The sequence below is a fragment of the Kaistella carnis genome (genome assembly GCF_003860585.1).
Taxonomy (GTDB): Bacteria; Bacteroidota; Bacteroidia; order Flavobacteriales; family Weeksellaceae; genus Kaistella; species Kaistella carnis.
On record NZ_CP034159.1, the window covers coordinates 683767 to 702566 of the forward strand.

19 protein-coding genes and 2 tRNA genes are annotated in these 18800 nt (G+C 37.6%); 11 read left to right on the top strand and 10 right to left on the bottom strand.

Annotated features, from left to right (window positions below; all coding sequences use genetic code 11):
* The first annotated feature begins 51 nt into the window (after positions 1-51).
* Both EIB73_RS03060 and EIB73_RS03065 read left to right on the top strand, forming a co-directional pair.
* Complete coding sequence (locus EIB73_RS03060) at positions 52-306, top strand: hypothetical protein (protein ID WP_125022525.1); 255 nt, start codon at positions 52-54, stop codon at positions 304-306.
* Positions 272-604 carry a T9SS type A sorting domain-containing protein gene (locus EIB73_RS03065; RefSeq protein ID WP_125022527.1) on the top strand — a complete coding sequence of 111 codons (333 nt, stop codon included), beginning with the start codon at positions 272-274 and terminating at the stop codon, positions 602-604. The genes EIB73_RS03060 and EIB73_RS03065 overlap by 35 nt, the downstream gene beginning before the upstream one ends.
* A 223-nt stretch (positions 605-827) precedes the next feature.
* Here the strand turns inward: EIB73_RS03065 and pgl are convergent, their stop codons facing one another.
* The 6 genes from pgl to tkt all read right to left on the bottom strand — a co-directional run bounded on the left by pgl (position 828) and on the right by tkt (position 8397).
* Positions 828-1610, bottom strand: a complete 783-nt coding sequence (gene pgl / locus EIB73_RS03070; RefSeq protein WP_125022529.1) for a 6-phosphogluconolactonase — start codon at positions 1608-1610, stop codon at positions 828-830.
* On the bottom strand, positions 1610-3133 hold the full coding sequence (gene zwf, locus EIB73_RS03075; RefSeq protein ID WP_125022531.1) for a glucose-6-phosphate dehydrogenase: 1524 nt from the start codon (positions 3131-3133) through the stop codon (positions 1610-1612). Before zwf ends, pgl begins: the two co-directional genes overlap by 1 nt.
* A 41-nt stretch (positions 3134-3174) precedes the next feature.
* On the bottom strand, positions 3175-4602 hold the full coding sequence (gene gndA, locus EIB73_RS03080; protein ID WP_125022532.1) for an NADP-dependent phosphogluconate dehydrogenase: 1428 nt from the start codon (positions 4600-4602) through the stop codon (positions 3175-3177).
* Positions 4603-4698: 96 nt separating this feature from the next.
* The gene (gene tal, locus EIB73_RS03085; RefSeq protein WP_125022534.1) at positions 4699-5787 is read right to left on the bottom strand and encodes a transaldolase; all 1089 of its coding nucleotides are present in this window, start codon (positions 5785-5787) and stop codon (positions 4699-4701) included.
* Between the two features lie 58 nt (positions 5788-5845).
* A complete protein-coding gene (locus tag EIB73_RS03090; RefSeq protein WP_125022536.1) occupies positions 5846-6310 on the bottom strand; it encodes an RpiB/LacA/LacB family sugar-phosphate isomerase in 465 nt (154 codons plus the stop codon).
* Between the two features lie 77 nt (positions 6311-6387).
* Positions 6388-8397, bottom strand: coding sequence for a transketolase (gene tkt / locus EIB73_RS03095; RefSeq protein WP_125022538.1), 2010 nt, complete (start codon positions 8395-8397; stop codon positions 6388-6390).
* A gap of 510 nt (positions 8398-8907) precedes the next feature.
* Between tkt and EIB73_RS03100 the strand changes: the two genes are divergently transcribed.
* The 5 genes from EIB73_RS03100 (at position 8908) to EIB73_RS03115 (ending at position 11380) form a co-directional block, all read left to right on the top strand.
* Complete coding sequence (locus EIB73_RS03100; protein WP_164467846.1) at positions 8908-9177, top strand: amidohydrolase family protein; 270 nt, start codon at positions 8908-8910, stop codon at positions 9175-9177.
* A gap of 86 nt (positions 9178-9263) precedes the next feature.
* A complete protein-coding gene (locus tag EIB73_RS03105; protein ID WP_125022542.1) occupies positions 9264-9611 on the top strand; it encodes a hypothetical protein in 348 nt (115 codons plus the stop codon).
* Between the two features lie 65 nt (positions 9612-9676).
* The gene (locus tag EIB73_RS15005; RefSeq protein ID WP_164467847.1) at positions 9677-9826 is read left to right on the top strand and encodes a hypothetical protein; all 150 of its coding nucleotides are present in this window, start codon (positions 9677-9679) and stop codon (positions 9824-9826) included.
* A 48-nt stretch (positions 9827-9874) separates the two neighbouring features.
* Entirely contained in the window at positions 9875-10654 is a 780-nt protein-coding gene (locus EIB73_RS03110) for an amidohydrolase family protein (protein WP_125022544.1), read from the top strand.
* 36 nt (positions 10655-10690) lie between these two features.
* A complete protein-coding gene (locus EIB73_RS03115; protein ID WP_125022546.1) occupies positions 10691-11380 on the top strand; it encodes an SDR family NAD(P)-dependent oxidoreductase in 690 nt (229 codons plus the stop codon).
* 168 nt (positions 11381-11548) lie between these two features.
* On the opposite strand, the gene EIB73_RS03120 is transcribed toward EIB73_RS03115, so the two are convergent.
* Both EIB73_RS03120 and EIB73_RS03125 read right to left on the bottom strand, forming a co-directional pair.
* A tRNA-Met gene (locus EIB73_RS03120) sits at positions 11549-11621 on the bottom strand.
* 295 nt (positions 11622-11916) lie between these two features.
* Positions 11917-11989: transfer RNA gene (locus EIB73_RS03125), tRNA-Met, on the bottom strand.
* An 88-nt stretch (positions 11990-12077) separates the two neighbouring features.
* Between EIB73_RS03125 and EIB73_RS03130 the strand changes: the two genes are divergently transcribed.
* From EIB73_RS03130 to EIB73_RS03145, 4 genes are all read left to right on the top strand, one after another.
* Entirely contained in the window at positions 12078-12689 is a 612-nt protein-coding gene (locus EIB73_RS03130) for an L-threonylcarbamoyladenylate synthase (protein ID WP_125022548.1), read from the top strand.
* A gap of 123 nt (positions 12690-12812) precedes the next feature.
* Entirely contained in the window at positions 12813-13571 is a 759-nt protein-coding gene (yaaA, locus tag EIB73_RS03135) for a peroxide stress protein YaaA (RefSeq protein ID WP_125022550.1), read from the top strand.
* A gap of 143 nt (positions 13572-13714) precedes the next feature.
* Entirely contained in the window at positions 13715-14113 is a 399-nt protein-coding gene (locus EIB73_RS03140) for an acyl-CoA thioesterase (RefSeq protein ID WP_125022552.1), read from the top strand.
* A gap of 78 nt (positions 14114-14191) precedes the next feature.
* Positions 14192-16705 (top strand): copper-transporting P-type ATPase, encoded by a 2514-nt coding sequence (locus EIB73_RS03145; RefSeq protein WP_125022555.1) that lies wholly within the window; start codon positions 14192-14194, stop codon positions 16703-16705.
* 120 nt (positions 16706-16825) lie between these two features.
* Here EIB73_RS03145 and EIB73_RS03150 read toward each other — a convergent pair whose 3' ends face one another.
* Positions 16826-17803 (bottom strand): polyprenyl synthetase family protein, encoded by a 978-nt coding sequence (locus EIB73_RS03150; RefSeq protein WP_125022557.1) that lies wholly within the window; start codon positions 17801-17803, stop codon positions 16826-16828.
* 92 nt (positions 17804-17895) lie between these two features.
* Positions 17896-18780 carry a 6-phosphogluconolactonase gene (locus EIB73_RS03155; RefSeq protein WP_125022559.1) on the bottom strand — a complete coding sequence of 295 codons (885 nt, stop codon included), beginning with the start codon at positions 18778-18780 and terminating at the stop codon, positions 17896-17898.
* Positions 18781-18800 lie beyond the last annotated feature (20 nt).

The window sequence follows — 18800 nt, forward strand, 5'->3', positions numbered from 1 at the left end:
GAAGAGGTTGCACTGAGAATAAAGTTAAGATCTGTACCTGTGGATGCGAACATGAACATCCGAAAACAGAACGTTGTAAATTTTGCGAGGTGTGCGAAGACTATTGTGAGTCGCAAAGTAGATGGGAATACCGCCATTACCGCCTCTTTTGTCACTGAGGAAGACAGGGTTTTTTATGTTACGGATTATAACAACTTAAATTTCGCTTTTGAGGTTCAGATTTCGGATCAGCAAGTTTTAGTTGGTCCCGCTAAGAGTGCCATTGCCAGCGATGTCAATAATTATCCAGATTGGAGCCTATGTTAGCGGAACGAGTGATTTCGGATTGTATTTCGATTCCAACCGATCAACCTTGGCTGTAAATGAAAATATTAAAAGTAAAGTTTCATTCTATCCCAATCCGGTTGAATCGATGTTGACCTTAACTTCCAAGGGGAAAATTAACTCCATTATCATTACCAATATGGTTGGTCAGGAAGTGAGAAGATTTAATCCTACTACTACCACCTCTGTCTTAAATCTTTCCGGACTAGCGAGAGGAACCTATTTTTTGCAAGTTGATATAAACGGTACAATTGAAAACCACAAATTCATAAAAAATTAAACGGTGTGGTCTCACATAAATTAACCAAGAAATAAACAAAATTTTGGAGTTTCTAAACCACTTTAGGATTTTGTAAAAATATTTTATACTTAGAAAAAAGGAATTTCTGTCGGAATTCCTTTTTTATTTGATGTAAAAGTGAGATTTAGTTTCATTACTAAAGTAAATTTATTCTATAGTCGTTCACATATTTTCATATTAATTGTCCACACTTAAGAAGCAATTACCTTCTTTCTTTAAAAATAATTTTCAAAATATTTTCTCCCAGTAAGTTGTTATATTTTAATTGTGAAGCAGCAGCCTCATTCAGAAACCAGGTTACTTTCTGCGGATCTTTCGTAATCAATCGAGCTGGATATTCTGCAGATGAGCCCGACTGATCTTCTAGAATATGATATACCGCCTCCGCTTTTCCCGCGCCGAAAACTAAAAATGCAATTTGGCGCGCCTGATTTATGAGCGGTGCGGTCATGGTTATTCTGTACATATCTACTTCTTCCACCCACACCGATTTTATGGTTGCTTCGGTCTCCTCCAATACGGAAGTTTGCGGGAAAAGAGAAGCAGTGTGAGAATTGTCTCCAAGACCTAAAAGAATAAAATCGAACTGGATCGGCCCATCTTTAAAATGTGATTTAATTACCTCCCAGTATTTCATTGCTGCCTCACTCGGAGTTGTGGTCGTATCGACGTTAAAAATGTGAGACTCTTGAATCTTTAATGGGTCAAATAAAGCCTTTTTCACCATCAGGGAATTACGTTCCTCATCGTTCTCCGGGACAAAACGTTCATCACCAAAGAAAAAATAAGTCTTGCGCCAATCTATTTTATTTTTATATGCATCGGATGCCAACAGTTCATAGAGCTTCTTCGGAGAACCACCGCCAGCAAGTACAAAATTGAACACGCCCCGATTTTTAATAGATTCTTCTGCAGAATCGCAAATGACTTTAGCCAAGGATTCGATGACCTCATCTACGTCCTTATAAATTTTCAAGTGTTGCATTAGTCTTTTTTATTTTTTTCCGGTAGATTAAACCAATGGAAACCATCTTTAGCAATCAGGGCTTCCGCATTTTCCGGACCCCAGGAATCAGCAGCGTAATTCGGGAAGTTTTGATCCGTATTTTTTTCCCAGTAGTTGAGAATTGGCATAATAAATTCCCACGCGGCTTCTACCTGATCAGCGCGCATAAATAAAGTTTGATCACCGGTAATGGCATCTAATAAAAGGGTTTCGTAGGCTTCAGGAGAATCTGTTTTTTTGCTTCCCGCATAATCGAAAACCATATCTACCGTGTTTAAATTCATTTCAAGTCCCGGCACTTTGCTTTGAAGTTGCAACCGAATGGCCATGTCAGGCTGAATACTAATTACCAATCGGTTCTGCTTCGGAGGACCGGTGTTTTCCGAAACAAAAATATTATGAGGAATCTCCTTAAACTGAATTGTAATAATAGACGCGGATTTAAAAAGACGTTTTCCTGTTCTTAAATAGAACGGTACGCCTTGCCATCGCCAATTATCGACATGTAGTTTTAATGCCGCATAAGTTTCTGTATTAGAGTGTGGTTTCACCTTTTCCTCTTCCCGATAACCCACTACTTCTTCGCCCTCAATCCACCCGGAACTGTATTGACCGCGCGCGGACATAGTTTCAATTTTGCCGCTTTCAATTCTCCTCAGGGCTTTTAGAACATCAACTTTTCTATTCCGAACCTCATCAGCATTAAAGTTTGTAGGTGGTTCCATGGCAATGATACAAAGCAACTGCAATAAATGGTTTTGAATCATATCCCGTAAAATTCCCGCATTGTCAAAATAATTCCCCCGACTTCCAATACCAATTTGCTCCGTCACCGAAATCTGTACGTGTTCCACATGGTTTCTGTTCCAAAGCGGTTCCATAATAGAATTGGCAAAACGGAAGGCCATGATGTTCTGAACGACTTCTTTACCTAAATAATGATCAATTCGGTAAATCTGATTCTCTTCAAAAATACTCAGCAATTTTTTATTCAAATCTTTCGCGGATTCGAGGTCACTGCCAAAAGGCTTTTCTATAATGATTCGCGTTGTTTTCGGATCATTATCCAGTTTGGCTTTATTGATGTTTTCGGCAATTGAACAGAAAAAATGTGGTGCAACCGCACAATAGTAAATGATGGATGGTGGCGTCTTCCATTCTTTTTTATACTTGTCAATCAATTTACCAAACGGTTTAAAAGCAGAAGCATTCGTAATATCAGCATCCTGAAAAGTGATATGAGAGGAGAATTTTTCCCAATCTGCTTTCGTGGCTTTTCCCGTTCTGGAAAATTCATTGACGGCAGAAAATAATTCAGCGATGTACTTTTCGTTACTCATTTTACTGGATGAGGTTCCGATGATCGCAAACTCTTCCGGCAACCAGTTATCGAGAAAAAGATTATAGAGCGCAGGCATTATTTTTCTCTTTGTCAGATCACCTGTTCCACCAAAGATGATGAATATAGTAGGATCGTATTTTTTATCTGAAGTCTTAATCATAGGTAATAATTTTGAGGCATTTTTAGATGAAAAGATGAAATTTAGTGCTCAGGATTTTCCCAGTCGGTATGGAAAACGCCTTCTTTTCCCTTCAATTCATAAGTGTGCGCACCAAAAAAGTCTCTTTGTGCCTGAATAAGGTTCGCCGGCATTTCTTTATTCCGCACATTATCAAAATAACTTAATGCGACTGCAAATGTTGGAACCGAAATCCCATGCAGCGCGGCATTAGAAACTACAGTTCGGATACCTGGAATACTTTTAATAAGACTTTTATGAATGGAATCGTTCAAAAATAAGTGCTCTAAACTGGAGTCTTTTTGATAAGCTGCATAAATATCTTCCAAAAACTCCGAACGGATGATACAGCCGCCACGCCAAATTTTTGCAATAACAGCAAGGTTCAGTTCATACTTAAATTCAACATTCGCCTGGGAAAGCAAATGCATCCCTTGTGCATATGCAGAAACCATAGAAAGGTAAAATGCTTCTTCTAAATTCTCTAGGTCCTTTTCATTATTACTAAAAGCTGCTTCCTTTTTATCGGGATATAGTTCTGAGGCTTCCGTTCGCAGGTTTTTATACTTGGAAAGATCCCGCATCGATACGGCAATATCAATCATCGGTACGGGAACACTCAGATCCATGGCTGCTTGAGACGTCCATTTTCCGGTGCCTTTCGCTTTTGCTTCGTCTTTGATGTCATTGAAGAAAAGGTGATCTTCTCCTTTCTTTTTGTAGGCGAAAATATCGCGCGTAATTTCAAGTAAATAGGATTTTAGTCGACCTTCATTCCATTTCTTAAACACCGAATAAATTTCTGAGTCTTCCATTTGAAGGCCTTTTTTCATGATTTCATAGGTTTCAGAAATCAGTTGCATCAACGCGTATTCAATCCCGTTATGAACCATTTTAACAAAATGCCCCGCAGAACGTTCGCCCATATACGCTACGGTAGGATCGCCATTTACATGCGCTGCAATTTTCTCCAGGACTGGTTTTAAGTATTTGTAGGCTTCTTTATCTCCGCCCGGCATCATACTCGGTCCTTTTCTCGCGCCTTCTTCACCGCCGGAAACCCCCATTCCTACAAAGTGATAGCCTTTCTCTTCTAAATAAACAAAGCGCCGTTCTGTATCTGTAAAATGTGAATTACCACCATCAATAATAATGTCTCCTTTATCTAAAACCTGAAGCAATTCTTCAATAACAGAATCTACGATTTTACCGGCGGGCACTAGCATCATGACAATTCTGGGACTGTTTAAACTTTCTGCAAAAGCCTTCAGATCTGAAAAACCGTGTATATTATCTTGATTTAAAGCATTAAGATTTTCTACCTGTTTGGTGTTGATATCATAACCCGAACAACTGTAGCCATTGTCTGCAATATTTTGTAATAGGTTAGAACCCATTGTTCCCAGACCTATCATTCCGAATGCGCTTTTATTTTTATTCTCCTGTTCCATAATTTTATTTCTCTCTAAATTTTTAGAATATTAAATTATCAATAAATTTCAATGATGAAGCCATACACCAATTAAGCCAAAGCCTCTTTCTGTATTTTAAAGTTTGCGTCTTTGACTGTCGATACTTTTTAGAAGTTTCTCATAGGCTTGATTAAACTTTTCAATTCCCTCCTCTTCCAGCTTCTGGGTGATCTTATCAATATCGATTCCTGTTTTTTCCAACTCTTCCATTGCTTTGTCAGCATCAACTAAATTTTCAGTCAAAGTTTCGGCCACTTTTCCATGATCCCGAAATGCATCGCTGGTTTCCATAGGCAAAGTATTGATCGTGTCTTTTCCGATCAAATTTTCTACGTACAAAACATCACTGAAGGCAGGATCTTTTGTTCCCGTACTTGCCCAAAGCACTCTTTGTTTTTGAGCACCATTTTCTTCCAGCTTTTTAAAACGGTCACTTGCAATCATTTCAAGATAAATCTGATACGCTTTTTTCGCAGAAGCAATCGCTATTTTCCCGACTAGATGTTCTGCACCTTTTTCTTTTAACATTGGGTCGACCATTACATCAATTCTGCTGAGAAAGAAACTCGCAACGGAAGAAACCTCATTAATTGAATGACCTTCCGCAAGTCGATCTTCCAGTCCACCCATGAAAGCTTCTGTAATTTCGCGGTAGCGTGGAAGTCCGAACAACAGCGTAACATTTATATTAATTCCTTCCCGCAAACATTCGCGTATGGCGATTAACCCTTCTTTGGTTCCCGGAATTTTTATCATTACATTTTTGCGGTCTACTCTTTTCCACAGATCTCTTGCCTGATCAATTGTGCCATCGGTATCTCTTGCCAGATAAGGCGAAACTTCTAAACTTACAAAACCATCAGTTCCATTGGTTTGGTCGTAAACGGGTTTAAATAAATCAGCTGCCCTTTGAATATCAGCAATGGCTAAATCAAAAAAAATCGCCGGATTACTATCTTCTTTTTGAGAGAGTTTCAAGATATCCTGGTCGTAGTCCGAACTGCCACTAATGGCTTTTTCAAAAATGGATGGATTTGAAGTCATGCCACGCAAATCATCATGATCAATAAGATCTTGTAATTTACCGGAGTCCATGATTTCGCGTTCGAGTAAATCGAGCCAGATGCTCTGACCCATTTTTCGTATTTGATTTAAAGGATTCATTACGTTTGTTTTAAAAGTTAATTCGTAGAAAAGCTTATGAAAAATGAAGAGCTTTCCTTCACTGATTTTCTAAGTTCTGAATTTTTTTCAGTCGCCGGAGATGTCTTTCTGCTCCGATAAACTCGGCATTTAAAAAAGCCAAAACCAACTCTTCTGCACTGGCGTATCCGGTAACTCGACCTCCGAGGCAGATTAAATTCATGTCATCATCTTCAACCCCTTGATGCGCCGAAAAATATTCCGTAATCAAAGCTGCTCTCACACCGTAAACTTTATTAGCAACAATACAAGCTCCAACTCCACTTCCGCAAATTGCAATCCCACGAAAAACTTCTCCGGCAGCGACCGCTTTGGCTAAAGGAATCACATAATCGGGAAAATCATCGGCATCATTTAATTCCTTCGCTCCAAAATCAACAGGTTGAAATTCATTTTTTAACAAAAAAGAAATGATTTTTTCTTTCAGCTCAAACCCGCCGTGATCTGCGCAGATTCCTATTTTTTTATGGTTGGACTTTGACATTTCTATTTTTTAAAAGCAAAAGTTATTTTCAATTAAGTTATTCAAAAGTTTGAAAAGCATTATGAAAACATAATTTGCTATGATTTTTTCGAAAGTAATGCCTCAGATCTTTTCACTACATTTTCTACGGTAAAACCGGATTCTTTCATTACTTCTTCGCCCGGTGCTGATTCGCCAAATTTATCGATGCCTATGACGTCACCATCGTCGGTGGTATATTTTATCCAACCAAGAGAAGAGCCCGCTTCAACAGCCAATCTTTTTCTTATATGTTTCGGAAAAACTTTTTCTCTATAAGCGTCACTTTGTTGATCAAATAAATTCCAACATGGCATGCTTACTACTCGTGCTTGAATATTACTTTTCTTTAATTCTTCCTGCACTGCCAAAATCAACTGAACTTCTGAACCACTTGCGATGAGAATTAAATCCGGTTCGCCTTCCGAATCCGACAGAATGTAAGCACCTTTCTCCAGTTTTTTTGCTTTCGCATATTTCTTCTGATCGATAATTGGAATCCCTTGCCTTGTTAAAACGATGGCGACGGGACCATCGGTATGTTCAATGGCGACGCGCCAAGCTTGTGCAGTTTCGTTCGCATCAGCCGGACGAATTACAGTCATATTTGGAACAGAACGTAATCCAATCAACTGTTCGACAGGTTGATGTGTTGTTCCATCTTCTCCCAACGCAATACTGTCGTGCGTAAAAACCATAATCTGACGAATCTTCATAATTGCAGCCAGTCGAAGTGGCGGACGCATGTAATCAGAAAATATTAAAAAGGTAGCTCCATACGGAATCAGATAATTGCTAAGTGCCATTCCGTTCAAAACTGCACCCATGGCATGTTCTCGGATTCCAAAATGAAAGTTCCGACCGTCTCGGTGCTTTGCAGAAAATGATTGATATGCCTCAAGATGCGTGTCTGTTGAGGGGGAAAGATCAGCTGACCCACCAATCAATTGTGGTAGATATTCAGCGATTGCATTCAATGTCTTACCGGAAGCTTTTCTGGTCGCTAACTCAGTTCCCGCTTCAAATACTGGAAGCTTTTTCTCCCAACCTTCGGGAAGTTTTCCGGCCGTGATATCCTCATATTCTTTTGCAAGATCTGGATGGCGTTTTTTATAATTTTTATAGAGCTCATTCCAATCGTCTTCTTTTTTAGCAGATTTTTTTCCGGCTTTTCGATAGAAATCTAAAACGTCTTCCGGAACAATGAAATCTTTATCAGGATCAAATCCGAAATTTTCTTTCACCAAACGAACTTCATCTTTACCCAAAGGTGAACCGTGCGCGGCAGCGGAATTATGTTTGTTCGGACTTCCGTAACCAATAATACTTCGAACCTTTATTAAAGATGGACGATCGGTTTCTTTCTTGGCATTTTTAATGGCTTTTGAAATGGCTTCCAAATCATTGATATCCGGTAAGTTTTGAACATGCCAGCCATAAGCTTCAAAACGTTTTGAAACATCCTCATCAAAAGCCAAATCAGTATCACCTTCGATGGTGATGTGGTTGCTGTCGTAGAAATAAATTAAATTACCGAGACCAAGATGACCGGCCAAAGATGCTGCTTCAGCAGAAACACCTTCCATTAAATCACCATCGCTGCAAATGGCATAAATATGATAATCGAAAATATTGAAATCAGGTTGGTTGTACCGCGCCGCCATATATTGTTGGGCAATGGCCATTCCTACTCCATTTGCAAAACCTTGCCCCAAAGGACCGGTGGTTACTTCAATTCCGGGTGTTAGTCCATATTCAGGATGACCCGCCGTAATACTGTGAAGTTGTCTGAATTTTTTAATATCATCCAACGAAATTTCATATCCGGTCAAGTATAAATAACTGTATTGCAACATGCAGGCGTGACCACAAGAAAGCACGAATCTGTCGCGATTCACCCAGTCTGGATTTTTGGGATTGTAATGCATCACCTCCGACCATAATACATGACCTAACGGCGCCAAAGCCATCGGCGTTCCGGGATGTCCGGAATCTGCTTTTTGTACAGCATCGGCGGCTAAAACTCTTACGGTATCAATACTTTTCTGAATTAAATTTTTCGCTTCCATTTTTTTTATGATTTTTTCCTTAACCTCTATATTTTAAAATTACACGGAGTTTAAAAGAAGCAGAACTGAGTTCATAAAAAAGAAGATTTTTCTAAACTATATTCTTGAATTAAATTGGGACTGACTCCGTTTGTTGAGCGATACTATAATGCAATGAATTCGCCCGTTTATTGAAATCCAATAAATTTTATTGCAATTATTATTTTCCTGAAATTGCTATTAGATTGAATTTCAAAAGGTAAGTTACAATGAAAAACAAAAAAAACAATTTATTTTAACTATAAATAACACTATCGAATCTTGAGTTTATAAGTGAATTTCATCCATTTCAAAAATTTTCAGACGCTATTTCATTAAAAAGTTTTTTTGGTAAATTTTTAAAATATAATAGTATATAATATCAATTCTATTTATTTTCAGGCTTAAATGACTATTTTAGATGATGAAATAATTATTATCTTTCATAGGACATCAAATCAAAAATTTTTTAACGTTCAAACATTAAAAATGATGAAAACACTTATAAAAAATGGACTCTTTTTTTCTGGAAGAGTAGAAGAAAAAGCATTAAAAAAAGATGTATTGATTGATGAGTCTGGTCGAATAAAGGAGATTGCTCTCTGTAACTCATTTGATGAAGAAGGTTTGAAAATTATTGACGCCAACGGAAAATGGATCGTCCCGGGCTTTGTAGATTCACATACACATTACGACGCAGAAGTTCTCGCCTCTCCAGGTTTAAAAGAATCTGCAAGACATGGTGTACTACCATTATTTTAGGAAGTTGTTCCGTTTCTGCGGTATTTAATAATCCGGAAGACACCGCAGATTCATTTACGAGAGTTGAAGCCATTCCACGCGAAGTGATGTTGCCCTTATTAGAAAAAGAAAAAACCTGGACTTCGCCAAAAGAATGGAAAACTTATATTAACAAATTACCTTTAGGAATTAACATCGCCTCGTTTATCGGTCATTCTGATATTAGAATGAAAGCCATGGGAATTGCACGTTCTTTAAAGGACAACGAGTCCGCCACAAAAGAGGAAGAACAGCAGATGTTTAAAATGTTAAATGATGCTTTAGATGAAGGTTTTATCGGTTTGTCTACTATGGATAATCCCTGGGATAAAATGGATGGTGACAAATACTGGTCAATAAGACACCGTCTTTTTACTCTTCCTGGAAAGAGCGAAAAAATCTCATCGAACTGTTAAGAAAAAGGGATGCAGTTTTGCAAGGTGCGCCCAATCTGGTGACTAGAGTGAATGCTTTTAATTATATGTTTGCGAGTACGGGGATTTTTCGGAAACCTCTTAAAACAACCATGATTGCGATGATGGATCTGATAGGTGACCGGTATATTTATCCGTTTATTGCATTAGCGTCCAGAAGTATCAATGTTTTGGGAAAAGCCAATTTCCGTATGTAGTCGCCGCCTTGTCCTTTTACGGTTTATTATGACGGGGTTGATTCGGTGATGTTTGAAGAATTTCCGAGTGGAGAAGCACTTCGGGATCTTGCAAAAGAACTGGATAAAAGAGATGCGCTCATTAACGATCCAAAATTCAGAGAGAATTTTAAAAAAGAAATCAAGAAAAAGTTTGCACCGAAAGTCTGGCATAAAGATTTGAGCAAAGCAGTGATAATAGATTGTCCTGACAAAACATTGATTGGAAAAAACTTTTATCAAATCGCGGAGGACAAAAATCAACATCCTGTCGATGTATTTTTGGACACCATTATTAAGTATGATAAAAAAATCAGATGGACGACCACGATTGCCAATGACCGAAAAGAAAAGTTTAAATCGCTTTACAACTTCCCCTATAATTTAATTAGTTTTTCTGATGCTGGTGCGCATCTTAATAATATGGCGTTTTATAATTTCCCTTTAAAAATGATTAAAATCGTGCAGGAATCAATTGATAAAGGAAATCCAATGATGACGATGGAGAAATGTATTTGGCGCCTGACGAAAGAACAGGGAGACTGGTTTAATCTGGATTGTGGATATTTAGCCAAAGGAAAAGTCGCTGATTTAGTCATCATCAATCCTGAAAAATTTAATAATATTACCGAAAACGTTGAACTTGATGCGATTGAAGAATTTGGCAATTATGAAAGATTAGTGAATAGAAATGAAGGTGTCCTTTCAATGGTAATGGTCGGTGGAAAAACGATTTTTGAAAATGAACAATTTGTAGAAGGTTACGCACAATCTGAGAAATACGGCCGATTTTTAGAGAGGGTTGGCTAAGAATATTTTTAAAATTTTAATGATAATGAAAGTTTTATGAAAACAGGAAATAATAGAAAAACAGTATTGATTACAGGAGTAAGCAAAGGAATTGGAAAATCTTTAACGAAGAAGATGTTGGCAGACAACTACTTTGTCATTGGAACAAGCAGACAGGGAAATCTTAAAGTATTTGAAAGTGAAAATTTTTATCCTGTAGCTTTAGATCTTACCAATCTGGAAAGTATTGAAACGGCTCAGAAAACAATCCTAGAGAAATTTCCGCAAATGGATATTCTTATTAATAATGCGGGAGTTGGACCTGATTTAGGAAGCCAAAAGCCGGACAGAAAGTCGTTTGCCCAAACTTTTGAAGTCAATGTTTCCGGTACGGTTTTCTTTACTGAACCTATAATTAAACTCATTCCTCAAAATGGAAAAATTATCAATATCTCCTCAAGAATGGGTTCGATGGATGAGTGCGAAACTTCTGACTCGATTGCGTATCGAATGTCGAAAAGTGCGCTTAATATGTACACTAAAATATTAACCAACCGATTGAAAGGGAAAATAAAAGTAGCCTCCGTTCATCCGGGTTGGGTAAAAACAACCATTCGGGAAAGCAATTTGGTTAATGGTACTTTGACTCCGGAAGAATCTGCAGCAAGGATTTTCAGTTTTATCAAAAGTGATTTTGAAAGCGGTATGTTTTGGAATGCTGAAAAGGAAGGGAAGATTTTATGGTAGAGTGAATTAGAAATATGCAGACTCATTTAAGGTATGCCTAATTGTATGCCTTTTTTCTCCAATATTTCAAGAATTAGGAACTTCATAGCAATAAAAAACAAAATCCCTCAAAACCTTCACTAAACCCCACAAAAAAAGAGAATCATTAAAATGATTCTCTTTGCTTAGTAGCGGAGACACGACTCGAACGTGCGACCTCCGGGTTATGAGCCCGACGAGCTACCTACTGCTCTACCCCGCGTTATTATGGTGCAAATATACAAATATTATTTTAAATCTCTTGATAAAATAGAATTGTAATCGTATAATTTAAAGACGCGAGTACTGGTAATTCTTTGTAGTCTGAATCTAAACTACTTACCTGAACCTCGTGATTTGTCTTCTTTCGAAATTTAAGTAATTCAAAGCGACTCATCATTAAGTAAAATATTAGATTCATCATTCTTCGCCAAGTTTGTCACTGATTGGAAATCCCCAAAACCCTCACTCAGCCCCACAAAAAAAAGAGAACCATTAAAATGATTCTCTTTACTTAGTAGCGGAGACACGACTCGAACGTGCGACCTCCGGGTTATGAGCCCGACGAGCTACCTACTGCTCTACCCCGCGTTATTGTGGTGCAAATATACAAATATTATGTAAACTACCAAAATTTTATTTGAAAATGTTTATTCAGCTATTTTTATTAAATTTGTATATGGCAAAAATTCTAAAAATATATCCCGACAATCCACAGGAAAATCTCATCGCAGAAGTAGTCAAGACACTCAAAAGCGGTGGGTTAATTATCTATCCTTCCGATACGGTTTACGCATTGGGCTGCAATATTTTTGATATTCGTGCGATGGAAAAACTGGCACAAATAAAAAAAATAAAATTAGAAAAAGCCCATTTCTCCATTATCTGCAACGACCTAAGTCACCTTTCGGAATTTTCCCGACCCATTGACACCAGTACGTTCAGGTATTTAAAGAATAATATTCCGGGGCCTTTCACCTTTATTTTAGAAGCCAACAAAAACCTTCCCCTCGCCTACAAAGGAAAAAAAACCGTGGGTATTCGCGTTCCCGATCATCCGATCCCGCAGTTGATCGTTCAGAAACTGGGCCACCCCATCGCCTCAACTTCCATAAAAGATGATGATGAGGTGATTGAATATTCTACAGATCCCGAATTGATTGCGGAGAAATACGACACCTTGGTTGATCTCGTTATCGATAGTGGATATGGCGACAATATAGCTTCCACCATCGTAGATTTAACGAGCGGTGAGCCCGAAATTATTCGTCAGGGAAAAGGGGAGATTTAATTTTTTGGGGGCGTCTTAATCCGCCCTCCGTTCCCGCTTTATTTTCTGCACTATGTTTCGCAAATAAGAGCTCCACTCAGGTCGGGACGCAGAGTGAGCTTCTTTCAAAACCCTATTTTAATAATGAAAATCCTTACTTCTCCGGCAAAATTGATGAATATCGAAAACTCCAGTCAGTTTTTAAAAACCACAGATCCTCATTTCATCCAGGAAGCCGAATTGATACAAACCACCTTAAAAAAGAAATCACCCAAATATCTATCCGATTTAATGGAGATTTCGACCAAACTCGCCGACGAAAACTGGCAGCGCAATCAACACTGGAAAGCGAATCCTTCCGCAAAAGAATCTGCACCTGCCTTAATGGCCTTCAGTGGTGAAGTTTATCGCGGACTTGATGCAAAATCTCTGGACGAGAAAGCCGTAAAATATCTGCAGAAAAACTTTCGAATGCTTTCCGGATTGTATGGATTGCTGAAACCTTCAGATAAAGTTATGCTCTACCGCCTTGAAATGGGACGTAAATTTAAATTCGAAGGCCATAAAAACCTTTATGAGTTTTGGAGTGAAAAAGTCACCGAACAACTCAACAGCGAACTTAAATCGAAAGACATCGTCTTGAATTTAGCCAGTAAAGAATATTTTAAAGTGATTGATAAAGACCGGCTGAAAGCTCCGGTTATTGATTTCGAGTTCTACGATTACAAAGACGATAAACTAAAAACGATCGTGGTTTATACGAAACATGCTCGTGGATTAGTCGCCCGTTATTGCGCACAAAATGAAGTAAAAACGTTAGATGAAGTAAAAGGTTTCAATTTGGAAAACTATCGCATCGACGAAAAACTTTCAACTGAAACAAAACTAGTTTTTACCCGGTAATTCAATTTGAAATAACCTAATTCTTTTTGCTGAGCAGAGCGCCTTTGCGACCGTAATTAAAAAGAATGTTGTATAAAACTTTGCGTCTTTGCGTTAAAAATTGTAAATATCAGATTAAGACCCATTAAATTAAAAATAAAAAAATGAATTATCATACCAGAAAGTGGATCAAACCGGAAGATCTGAATCCCAATCATACTTTATTCGGTGGAAGATTACTGCAATGGATCGACGAAGAAGCGGCACTTTATGCCATCGTGCAACTTGAAACACCCCGTTGTGTAACCAAATATATTTCGGAGATCAATTTTGTCAGTTCTGCTAAGCAAGGAGATATTATCGAGATTGGGATTGAAGCTACAGATTTCGGAAATACTTCCATTACTTTAAGATGCGAAGTTCGGAATATGATGACACGCCAAACCATCATTACCATTGATAAAATTATATTTGTCGGTGTAAATATGGAAGGAAAACCGACAAAGCACGGCAAAACAAAAATAGAATTCATTGCAGACCGTTTAAAAGGTCAGGAAGAATAAACTCTTCCCCAAAGATCAGCATAAAATTTATTTCGGTGTAACAAAAATAGGCAGCGAGACCTATTAAAAAACAATAAAATGTCCCAAAACAATATCCCTCCATCCGAGCGAATTTCTCCGAGTTCAGTCTATTACTGCCCGATGGAATGTGAAGGTGAAAAAGTATATTTTACGCAAGGTAAGCGTTGCCCAGTTTGTAATATGTTTCTGGTTCCGATCGAAGAAAGAGCCGACTATAAAAACAAACCACAAACTTTTTCAAAGACCAATTTACCCGAAAGTTTCGAAGATAAAATTGGTGACTATTTTTGTCCGATGTTTTGTGAAAGTGATAAAACCTATTCTTCAGATGTCGGTTGTCCGGTTTGCCATATGCATCTCGAAGAAATTACACAGGAATTGGTCGATGCTTCAAGTCACCATCATCACAAAGAAGACAAAAAAGCTCCGGTCCTCGATCAGGAAAGTAATGCCGGTAAATACTACTGCCCGATGTTCTGCGAAGGCGACAAGGTTTATGATTCCAATGTTGGTTGTCCGGTTTGTGGAATGGACCTCGTTAAAATTCCGGAGAAAGGGGAACAATCATCCGATGATGACACTTATAAATTGTTAAGGAATAAATTTCTTATTGCTTTAGTTTTCACCGTTCCTGTTTTCATTTTATCGATGGGCGGAATGTGGTTTGAATTCCCTTTTTCAAATAAAGTTCAGGGCTTTCTTGAATTGGCATTATCGATTCCTGTCCTGTTTTATGCGGGTTGGTTCTTACTAAAAAGAGGATTTATTTCCTTTAAAACCTGGAACCTCAATATGTTTTCGTTGATCGCATTAGGTTCTGCTGCCGCTTTTCTTTTTAGTTTAGTGGCCTTATTCTTTCCTGAAATATTGCCTCACGAAATTTCACACGGTGGAAAAACGCCCTTTTATTTTGAGTCGGTTTGTGTAATTCTTACGTTGGTGATCATGGGTCAGATGCTCGAAGCAAGAGCCCATCAAAAAACGGGAAAAGCCATTGAAGAATTAATGAATCTTTCACCCGATGAAGCCAATCTGATCATTAATGATGTTGAAAAGAAAGTTCCGCTTTCTGAAGTTAAAATCGGGAATATATTAAGAGTAAAGCCGGGCGAAAAAATTCCTGTTGACGGCAAAATAACAGAAGGAAATTCAAACGTAGATGAAAGCATGATTACAGGTGAACCCATTCCGGTGGAGAAAAGCATTGGAATGATGGTGACTTCCGGAACAATTAATGGAAACGGAACCTTTTTAATGAAAGCCGAAAAAGTAGGCGATGAAACCCTGCTTTCTCAAATTATTAAAATGGTCAATGATGCGACCAGAAGCAAAGCGCCTATTCAGAAATTAGCTGATAAAATTTCCAAAATTTTTGTTCCAACAGTAATCGGAATTTCAGTTTTGACTTTTATTCTATGGAGAATTTTCGGTGGCGAAAATGCTTTGATTTATGCTTTTGTAAATGCGGTTGCCGTTTTAATTGTAGCTTGTCCGTGTGCGCTCGGGTTGGCAACACCGATGTCTTTAACCGTTGGAATTGCAAAAGGCGCCAAAAATGGAATCCTCATTAAGAATGCAGAAGCTCTTGAACAAATGCATAAAGTAAATGTTCTAATCACCGATAAAACAGGAACTTTAACAGAAGGAAAACCAAAGCTCGATGAAGTAATTTCTTCCGAAAAAGTTGAAAATTCTTTAGTGCTAAAATTAGCTGCTTCTTTAAATCAAAATTCCGAACATCCACTTTCAAATGCAGTTTTAACTGAATTTAAAAAAGAAAATGGAAATTTTGAAAAGGTACAAAACTTCGGAAATATTTCCGGAAAAGGCGTGAAAGGATTGATTAATGGTGAAGTTATTTTATTGGGGAATGCTTCTCTTTTAAAGCAATTCAATATTGAAATTCCACTTTCTTTAAAACAGAAAATAACCGAACATGAAGATCGGGCAAAAACGATTTCTTTTGTAGCAAAAGGAAATGAAGTTTTAGGATTTTTAAGTTTTTCAGATAATATAAAAGCAAGTTCTAAAAAAGCCATTCAGTATTTGCAGGAAAATAAGGTAGAAGTGATTATGATGACGGGGGACAATGAACATACTGCAAAAGCGGTTGCTCAGGAATTAGGAATTACAAAATACTTTGCGAATTGTCTTCCACAGGATAAATTGGCGGAAATAAAAAGACTTCAAGCCGAAGGAAAAATAGTTGCAATGACTGGTGATGGAATTAATGATGCGCCGGCTCTCGCCCAATCAAACGTTGGAATTGCAATGGGAACAGGAACTGATGTCGCGATCGAAAGTGCAGAAATTACTTTGTTAAAAGGTGATATTTTAGGCGTTGCAAAAGCGAAAATCTTAAGTGAAAAATTATTAAAGAATATTAAAGAAAATCTCTTCTTCGCCTTTTTATATAATACTTTGGGAATCCCGGTTGCAGCAGGCCTACTCTACCCGATTTTCGGTATTCTGATGAGTCCGATGATTGCGGCAGCAGCGATGAGTTTCAGTTCTGTTTCTGTGATTCTAAATTCATTGCGACTAAATGGAGTTGATTTGAAAATCAAATAATTTAATTAACCAAAAAGACACCAATTCGTTTGGTACCAAATGCATTTAACACAAAGATCAACTGCGTTTTTAGCAATCAAATTTGTGGTTTAAAAAAGAATATATTTGCTTGCGGAGAGATTAGAACTTCCTTTCAATCACATAATCGAGCATTAATTCCAGAGAATTTTTAGCTTCGGAATCCGGGAATTCGGCAAGGATATTTTTTGCTTTTTGCTGATATTCTGTCATTTTATCAACTGCGTAATCAAGTCCTCCGGAAGTTTTTACAAATGCGATCAGCTCTTTGACTCTCTTCTGATCGTTGTTGTAGCGTTTTATGGTGGTGAAATAATATTTACGGTCTTTCTCATTTGCAATTTTCAAAGCGTGAATTAAAGGCAACGTCATCTTTTGTTCCTTAATATCAATTCCGACCGGTTTACCAATGATGGTGGTCGTTAGATAATCGAATAAATCATCTTTAATCTGGAAAGCCATTCCCGTGTACGTTCCAAATTCCATCATTTTTTTAGCTAATGAAATATCGCCACTCGTTGAAAGGACGCCAATTTCACTGCATGCAGCGATTAAAGTCGCCGTCTTTTGGCGGATAATCTCGTAATATACGTCTTCGGTGATATCCAGTTTTCGCGCCTTCTCTAATTGTAGCAATTCACCTTCTGCCATCTCGCGAATGGTTCTGGAAATTACGGACAATAAATCATAATCTTGATGATCGGTGGACAGCAAAACTGCTTTTGAAAGAAGATAATCCCCAACAAGAACCGCAATTTTATTTTTCCATAACGCATTGATTGAGAAGAAGTTTCGTCGTTTAAAACTTTCATCAACTACATCATCATGAACCAAAGTGGCCGTATGGATCAACTCAATCATCGAAGCACCGCGAAAGGTTTTTTCATTAACATCACCAACCAGTTTTGCACAAAGAAATACAAACATCGGACGCATTTGTTTTCCTTTTGTCGTCACAATGAATCGGGTTACCTTATCTAAAAGTGCAACATTGCTCTGCATAGATTCGTAAAACTTCTGTTCAAAAAGTTTCATCTCTGCATTGATGGGTTTTTTAATTTCTTCTACGATATTTGCCACGAAAGAGTGATAAGAGATTAGAATTGGTATGTAAGCACAAATATAATTATAATAATACAATATGTCCGAATTTATGCCCCTTTCGACGTGATTTATTTTAGCTGATCAAACGGGATAAAATATAAAGAAGGTTTAGCATTAATAATCCCAACGCGAAAGCTTTCCCCTGAAATGTAAATTCCCGTTTTATCTACTGCAATTCCTTCGATCTGACCGATATTTAAAGAACTTCCGAGATAATATTTTTTCGGTTTTTCAGTAAAGAAAATTCCCGGTTTTGTTTCATTGAAGATCGTGAGATAAACTTCTGCTTTTTTGGTGTAGCCTACGAGGTATAGTTTTTTATCAAAATAAGCGGCGTCGGTCACCACATAGCCCGTTTGGTACGTTTCGATTTTTTGTGCCGCCTGATTTTCGTATACGTTTGGATCTATGGTGTAATGTGTTGTTCCTTTTGAAATCCATTCTTTCGTAAAGACGTGAATTTTTCCCTCAAGATAAATCATGGCTTCTGCATCGAAATTGTTGTTTAGATTTTTTGAGGTAAAATCTTTCTGCTCCGGATAATAAAAAGGAATACTCTGAGATCCTGTAAAAGCGGAGTTTCTTCTTAGAGAATCAAAAGGAATTTTATAAATCAAAAGATCTTTTCTGGAGCCGACATTATTTCCGAAATCTCCAATGTACAAAGCTGTAGAATCTGAGGTGATGGCTTCCCAGTCTTTATTATTTAAATTGGTTCTAAAGACATTTTTTATCTTTCCCGTTTCCTTGTTGATGGCAAAAATATCGGCTGTATTTCCACTGTCATTAATAGTAAAAAGACGATCTTGGAAAAAATCTAATCCTGAATTTTCGTTAATTGAATCACTTAAGACTGCAATTTTATATCGGTTCAGTTTGAGCCAGTCATAATCCTGTTGCGCAGAAAAACTGAGGGAAATAAAGATTGAAAATAAGAGATAAAGGTTTCTCATTACCTATTTTAATTTTTTAA